Origin of the sequence: Frankia nepalensis (assembly GCF_016786325.1) — a bacterium.
Classification (GTDB): Bacteria; Actinomycetota; Actinomycetes; order Frankiales; family Frankiaceae; genus Pseudofrankia; species Pseudofrankia nepalensis.
The window spans coordinates 7,994-14,777 of the sequence record NZ_JADWYU010000380.1 but is presented as its reverse complement, the minus strand read 5'-3'; the positions used below and the strand labels follow the sequence as shown (position 1 = coordinate 14,777).

Annotated in this window: 5 protein-coding genes; 4 read left to right on the top strand and 1 reads right to left on the bottom strand. The window is 72.6% G+C overall.

Annotated elements, in window-relative coordinates; all coding sequences use genetic code 11:
- From I6A81_RS41945 to I6A81_RS41930, 4 genes are all read left to right on the top strand, one after another.
- On the top strand, positions 1–509 hold a 509-nt coding region (locus tag I6A81_RS41945; RefSeq protein ID WP_203007181.1), incomplete at its 5' end, for a DegT/DnrJ/EryC1/StrS family aminotransferase.
- A gap of 2 nt (positions 510–511) precedes the next feature.
- Positions 512–1,174 (top strand): acyltransferase, encoded by a 663-nt coding sequence (locus I6A81_RS41940; RefSeq protein WP_407661481.1) that lies wholly within the window; start codon positions 512–514, stop codon positions 1,172–1,174.
- A 644-nt stretch (positions 1,175–1,818) separates the two neighbouring features.
- Positions 1,819–3,063, top strand: a complete 1,245-nt coding sequence (locus I6A81_RS41935; RefSeq protein WP_203007183.1) for a glycosyltransferase — start codon at positions 1,819–1,821, stop codon at positions 3,061–3,063.
- A 116-nt stretch (positions 3,064–3,179) separates the two neighbouring features.
- Complete coding sequence (locus tag I6A81_RS41930; protein WP_203007184.1) at positions 3,180–4,607, top strand: oligosaccharide flippase family protein; 1,428 nt, start codon at positions 3,180–3,182, stop codon at positions 4,605–4,607.
- Here the strand turns inward: I6A81_RS41930 and I6A81_RS41925 are convergent.
- A complete protein-coding gene (locus tag I6A81_RS41925; protein WP_203007185.1) occupies positions 4,535–5,872 on the bottom strand; it encodes a glycosyltransferase in 1,338 nt (445 codons plus the stop codon). The genes I6A81_RS41930 and I6A81_RS41925 overlap by 73 nt on opposite strands.
- Positions 5,873–6,784: the final 912 nt, after the last annotated feature.

Below are 6,784 nucleotides of genomic sequence, written 5' to 3'. Positions count from 1 at the left end.
CCCGGCTGCTCGGCACACACGGCAGCGAACGCCGCTACGTACACGAGACCCTCGGCTTCAACTCCCGACTCGACACCATCCAGGCCGTCGTGCTGCGCGCCAAGCTCACCCGGCTCGACCGCTGGAACCAGGCCCGCCGCACCGCCGCCGCCCGCTACGACACGCTGCTCGAAGCCGCCGGGCTGACCGGCACCGCGTCCTCACCAGGACCGGTCCGGCCACCGACGGTGGCCCCGGGCAACATCCACGTCTGGCACCTCTACGTGATCAGGATCCCCGACCGGGACACCGTGCTGGCCAGACTGCACGAGGCCGGGATCGGCGCCGGCATCCACTACCCGTCCCCGGTGCACCTCCAGGAGGCCTTCGCCGGCCTCGGCTACGCCCGCGGCGACTTCCCGGTGGCGGAGCGCGCCTGTCAGGAAATCCTCAGCCTGCCCATCCACCCCCACCTCACCGAAGCCGACCAGACCCGGGTCGTCGACGAACTCACGAAGGCACTGACATGACCATGACAAACAGCCGCCCGGCGGGCACCGTGGCAGACGCCAAGAGTCCACCGGGAGTGTTCGTGCACCCGCGCGGCCTGTGCGAGTCGGACACCGTCGGCCCCGGCACCAGGATCTGGGCGTTCGCGCACGTCATGCCGGGCGCGGTCGTCGGCGCCGGCTGCAACATCTGCGACCACGCCTTCATCGAGTCCGGGGCCCGCCTCGGCGACCGGGTCACCGTGAAGAACATCACCCTGGTCTGCGACTGGGTCACCATCGAGGACGACGTCTTCCTGGGCCCGAACGTGCTGTTCACGAACGACTTCCGGCCACGCGCCGAAGTACGCAAGGACCGCGGCGAGCTCACCCCGACCGTGGTGCGCCGCGGAGCCACGCTCGCCGCGGGCGTCATCGTCGTCACCGGGACCGAGATAGGCGAGTACGCCTTCGTCGGCGCCGGCGCCGTCATCACCCGCGACGTGCCCGCGCACGCACTCGTCCTCGGCAGCCCCGCGCGACCCGTCGGCTGGGCCTGCCGATGCGGCGAACGACTCACCGACAAACTCATCTGCCCCGCCTGCGGAGCGGCCTATAAACCGGCCACACCCGGCACGGGCCTGCGCGCCGCGGGTGCCGGGGAACCCCCCGGCCGCCTGCCGGGGCCCGCCGCTCCGCGCGTATGACGGCCACGCCGCCGCGATGACCGGCGACTGCCAGGGCTGAGCGAACGAAGATCGCCGCGACGCCGAACTCGCCGGACTCAAGCTGACCGGCGACTGGCAGGCACCGGGCACCGCGGCGGCCCGGGACCCGGGACGGCGACCGAGCCGCGCCATGTCATCGGCGCGTTCCCACCCATCCGCCGCGGGGTGCCTGGCGTCCGCCACCACTGATGGCGGGTCAGCCGCGCTGCCTGACGCCTGCTCGCCCACAACTCCACCACGCTCCACCCGCCGGGCTCGGGGCCTTAGGGCGTGTCTGATGGCTCTTCGGCCGCGCGGATCGGCGCCCAGGTGGCCGTTCGCCGCGTTGTCGTCGTCGCCCATAGCTCCGCTATGGACTCCTCCTCCGCCTTGCGAGCGGCCACCTGGACCCCGCCCGCATCGACCAAGAGTCATCAGACACGCCCTAGTCGAGGCCGCGGCCGACGCGGACACCCCGCCCGAGAATTTGGTAGCTCAACGTACACATGTTGCTACTCTCCGAGGTCATAGGGGTGCGCGGCGTCGCCTGCCCGTCCGGCTCTGACGGCGGGAGCGGCGCCGGCCGGGCCCGAATGTCGGATGAACTCGGCCCCGCGTGGCCGGTTGGCCAAGGAGGCTCACGGGTGACCACCGTCAGCGGCCCGATCACCAGACCGCCAGCTCAGCCCACCCCCCGGGGCGGCCCGCGGGTACTGGTGGCGCACAACCTGTACCGGTCGGCCGCTCCCTCCGGTGAGAACTCGGTCGTCCTCGAGGACGTCACGCGGCTGCGCGCGGCGGGCGTCGAGGTCGCGACGGTCTTCACGTCCAGTGACGACATCCCGCGGCTTCCCCCCGCGGCCAGGCTCGGGGTCGCCGCCGGGCCGGTCATCAACCCGGCCGGGGTGCGGCGGTTCGCCGCCGCGCTGTCGTCCTTCGCGCCCGACGTGGTGCATCTGCACAACGTCTTCCCGCTGCTTTCTCCCTGGGTGATCCGGACGGCGCGAGCGGCGGGCGTGCCCGTCGTCCAGACGGTGCACAACTACCGGCACACCTGTGTGGGCGGCAACCGGTACCGGGACGGGTCCACCTGTGACGACTGCCTGGGAAGCCTGCTCCCGCTGCCGGCGGTACGGCATGGCTGCTACCGCGAATCCCGGCTCCAGACCCTGCCGATGGTTGTCTCGGCGGTGGCCCACCGGTCGACCTGGCGAAGCGTCGACACCTTCATCGCCCCCACCAGCTTCCTCGCGGACCAGCTCACCCGCTCGGGCATCGAGGCGGACCGGATCGTCGTCTTCCCCAACACCGCGGCCGACCCGGGTCCGCCCACCACGCCCGGGCAGGACGTGCTCTTCGTCGGCCGGCTGGAGGAGATGAAGGGCCCCGACCTGCTTGTCGACGCCTGGGCGGCCGCCGGCCCGCCCGCCGGCGCGCGGCTGCGCATCGCCGGGTCGGGCCCGCTCGGGCACGCGCTGGCCGAGCGCGCTCGGGGCAAGCCGGGGATCGAGCTCCTCGGCCGGCTCGACGCGGCCGGAGTGGCCGCGCAGATGCGCCTGGCGGCGCTGGTCGCCATCCCGTCGCGCTGCTACGAGGCCCAGCCACGGGCGATGGTCGAGGCGTTCGCGCACGGCCGCGGCGTGCTCGGCAGCGACCACGGAGCGACCGCGCTGCTCGGTGCCGAAGGACTCGGCTGGTCGGTGCCGCCCACCGTGGACGCCATCCGGGCCGCGCTCGCCGTCCTGCGGGACAGGCCGGCGCTGGAGGCCGCGAGCACCCGGGCGCGCGCGCGCTACGAGGCGGAGCACCGGGAGCCGCTCTCGGTCTCCCGGTTGGTCGAGCTCTACGCCTCGGTGGCCGCCCGCGGCCGGCGGGCGGACCAGGGGTGACCGCGACGCCACCAGTGCGTCCCGAGGCGCTCCCCAGCGTGGATTCGACCGCGCCGAGCCCGCGGACAGCGCCGGCGACATCGACACGAACCCGCCTGTTGGGCTCCAGATGGCAAGTGCTCAGCGCTGTCGCGGATCAGGCGGTCTCCTCTGGCACAAACTTCCTGACCACGCTTCTCCTGGCCCGTCTTCTGGTACCGGAGGAGTTCGGGCGGGTGGTCCTCGCGATGACGGTGGCGATGCTGACCACCGCGGCTACGCGCGCCTGTGTCGGCGACGTGCTGCTCGTCCTCCCGCCCGCGGCGGACAGGCGCGAGCAGCGCCGGGACGCCAGCGGGGCGGTCAGCACCGCCGCGCTGATCGGCATGGCCGCGCTGGTCGTCTGTGTGCTGGTCGGCAGGCTCGGCCCGCCGGTCACGGCCTACTTCGGCGTGTTCGCCTGGTGGCTGCCCGTGCTCGCGATCCAGGACACGCTGCGGTATGTGGCATTCCGCCGACGCAGTCCCGCGCGCGCACTCGCCCTGGACGTGCTCTGGGCCGCGGCCCAGTTCGGGGCGATCGGGGTCGTCCTGCTCTCGGGCCGGCCAAGCGCCACCTCACTGATCACGTGCTGGGGCGTTGGCGCCACGGCGGGCGCCGTCGTGGGTCTCTGGCTGGTCGGGATCGACGTGCGCGGCTTCCGCCCGTTCAGGTGGTTGCGGCGCACGCGCGAGACGTGGGGGTGGTTCGCCAGCATCGCGTTCATCAACCAGATGCAGGCCCAGATCCTGCTCTGGGTCGCCACCGCCATGGTCGGGGCCGCCGCCATCGGCGGGCTGCGCGCCGCGCAGACGCTGCTGATGGCACCCACGGCGTCACTGCTGATGGCGCTGCAGAGCCTGATCCTCCCGTCGATGACCCGGCTCGTGGCCGAAGGCGACCTGGAGACGCTACGGCGCTTCACCATCCAGCTGGCCGGCGCGACCGGCGCCACCGCCGCCGTCGTCGGTCTCGGCGCGTGCCTGGGGCGGGACGCGCTGATCACTACAGTGTTCACGGCCCAGTTCGCCCCGTACGCGGGGCTACTGGTCCCGGTCGCCTGCATGATCGTGTGCATGACGGTGACGACGCCCTACCTGGCTGCCATCGGCACGCTGCGCGACATACGCGGCACGTTCCAGATCCAGCTGATCTCCGCCGCCGTCACGATGCCCGCCTGCATCCTGGGCACGCTCGCGTTCGGGATTGCCGGCTGCGCGTTCGGCCTGCCGCTGGCTGGCGTAGCGAGGATCATCGCGTGCCGCCGGGTCTTCGGCCGCCTGGCGCCAGGCCGCCGGCCCCGTCGCCGGTGGCCAGGCCGGCGGCGGATGGCGACGGCCCTTCCCGCGGACGGCGCGGGCCCGATGGGGCCGGCCGTTGTCACCGTGCCGCCGCAACGTTCCGGGCCCGCCGGACCGCCGATGATGACCATCGGCGGCCGCCGCCAGGGCGCTCACCGCCGCGGCCGCGACGCCCGCGGGACGGCCGGCCCGGACGCACGCTCTCCAGGCGCGGCCGGCCGATGAAGCGGGATCGAGGACAACGCCTCAGATTCCGACGTCCGCGGCGCCACCTCGGCGTAGACGCGGGTCAACTGCTCGCGGGCCCGCGCCCGCGACCAGCGCGCCGAGGGTGACCGACGCGGCCCCACCCGCGCGAGCGCCGCCGCGAGCGCGGCCGGCAGCCGGTCCGTCACCGGCACCCGGATACCAGCCTCGTCGTCGACGAGCACGCTCAACCCACCCCGGTCGACGCAGACGACCGGGCAGCCCTGCGCGATCGCCTCAGCCGTGGCCACCCCGGATCCCTCGCGCATGCCGAGCGCGAGCAGCGCGTCCGCGGTGGCGAAGGCCTCGCAGACCTCGGCCCGTGACACGTTGCCGCGCAGCCGCACCCGGTCGGCCACGCCGAGGCGGGCCGCGAGCCGGCGCGCCGGGCCGGCCTCCGGGCCGTCCCCCAGGACGTCGAGCCGCCAGCCCCGCGCCGCCGGATCGGCGATCGTCGCTATCGCCAGCCGTAGTCCCTTCCAGGGGACGAGCCGCCCCACGAACAGGGCCCGACGCTCGCCCTCGCCCGCCGGCACACCCACCGGGCCCAGTCCGGCGTCGTCTCGACCGGGCTCACTGCCGCCGGTCCCGCCGGTCTCGCCGATGCCCCTCGGACCAGCCAGTTCGATGATCGTGTTCGGGAACAGCTCGATCCGGCCCGACCATGCTCCGAGCGACGCGAGGCCATCGAAGTTCTGAACGAGGGTGACGTCGGCCCGCCGCGCGGCGGCCCGGCCGTAACGCGCCCGCATCCCCGTCGTGAGCAGCCCACGGACCGCCTCCGCGCAGACGCCGCGCGCGCCGAGCCAGCGCCACTGCGACCACGGCGGCATCCCCGTCGAGCCACCGACGGGCCCCCACACCGCCGGCACCCCGGGCACCGCGAGGATCCCGGCCGGCATCCAGTCCGTCGCGAAGGTCACGTGGTGCAACAGGTCGAAGCCGACCTCGCGGTGCAGATCGACGGCCTCACGACGGGCCGCCCGCTGCCAGTCGCAGTAGTAGACCTGCTCGCCGAACGGAATATCGGGAATACGACCGCCAAACATCGGCGCGCTCAGGTACCGAAAACGAGCCCGAGAGGGCCTGTCAACCCCACGGTCCTCGATCATGGAACGGTTCCGCACCGAGGTCAGCACCCAGACGTCATGCTCCTCGGCGGCGAGCCGGATGAACTCCCAACCGACGGCCGGTTCCGAGCCCCACTTCGGACTGCACGCATACGCGCACATCAGGATCCTCATCGCATACCTCCAACAATTCCACACGACATGCCCCGGCCGATGATAAATTGAACACGGAGCATTTCGGCCGGCGTGCCACACATGCCGCTCAGAGTAGTACTGCACACCCGGGAAAAGCGCGATTCTCGCGCCGCGCCGACGACAGCCGGCGCGGCGTCACCGACAGCGCGGCGTCCCGCGAGCATCGTTCGTGAACGCCGAACGCCCGAGCTGGTGGCCGTCAACGACGGCCCAGGGGCACGACGGTACGGATTGTCCAGGAAAACGACTCCCCCAGCGGACACGCTGAAAGTGAGGATCCGGTTCCAGCGCGCCAGCCGACGGTAAAGTGCGCAACACGAGCAAGTCCGCGCCAGATATGTTCTCAACCCGACGATCCGACCACAGCCCGCGCGCTCCGGTCGGCAGGTGCGCAGGACAGGGGCTACACCATGGCCCACGTAGTCGATCACACGATCAGACGATCAAGCGGTCGCGAACGGCGCCGGTCGGGCGCGAGATCCGGGAGACAGCCGGAGATTCGAACGTTATTCGTGCCCAACGCGTCGCGCCGTTCCGTTCCGGCGAAGCCTGACCGGGCTCGCGAACGTCCACTGGAGCGACAAGGCCGGTGTCCACGGTCACACCCGCCGCCGCGAGCGCCACCTGCGCCATCTGCGCAACAAGTCGGTCAAGGTGCTGGCGATCTGAGGTCGGCGGCTACGAGAAGATCACCCGGGGTGGCACCTAGCCGCGATAGGGCGGGACTACTTCGTTTCTCTCCCACGGTCGGCACGGACGCGGCGAGCGGCTCGCGGCAACGGGGCAACGGGGCAACGGGGCAACGGGGCAACGCGGCAACGCGGCAACGCGGCAACGCGGCAACGCGGCAACGCGGCAACGCGGCAACGCGGCAACGCGGCAACGCGGCAA